General features: G+C 61.6%; 1 pseudogene. It reads left to right on the forward strand.

Annotated elements, in window-relative coordinates:
- Positions 1-340: 340 nt before the first annotated feature.
- A pseudogene (locus tag AACV02_RS30005) lies at positions 341-497 on the forward strand (LLM class flavin-dependent oxidoreductase); the annotation flags it as partial.

Raw genomic sequence — 497 nt, forward strand, 5'->3', positions numbered from 1 at the left:
AGTGGGACCTGGCTTGCCTGCGATGGCATCGATTGGGTGTTACTGATACACCGAGGTGCCTGCATCGCAGGCAAGCCAGCTCCCACAGAAAAGCCAAGCAGTGCGGTGCTGACAGCTGAACTCGGTCAACTTGTGGGAGCGGGCTTGCTCGCGAAAGCGGTGGGTCAGTCAGCACATGTGTAGCTGACACATCGCCTTCGCGAGCAAGCCCGCTCCCACATTTGGAGCTCAGTGCATCAGAAAAAGATGTGTTGCTGTGCTGTTGCCCTGCTTTGCTTCTACCACTCAGGTCGGCTACCAGGCCGCCGTGCTCTGCTTTTGATCTTGATCTGACAGGCCCCGTCAACCACGATGGCCGAACGCAGGCTCACGCCGGTTGCTGGCGGCCGCGGCGCAAGGCTCGCGGCTGGATAAGCGGCTGTGGACCGCAGTTGCCGGGCTGCTCGGCGCCCAAGGCAACTCCACCTCACTGGTGGGCACCGCCGAACAAGTCGCTG

Source organism: Pseudomonas sp. Larv2_ips (assembly GCF_963879675.1).
Lineage (GTDB): Bacteria > Pseudomonadota > Gammaproteobacteria > Pseudomonadales > Pseudomonadaceae > Aquipseudomonas.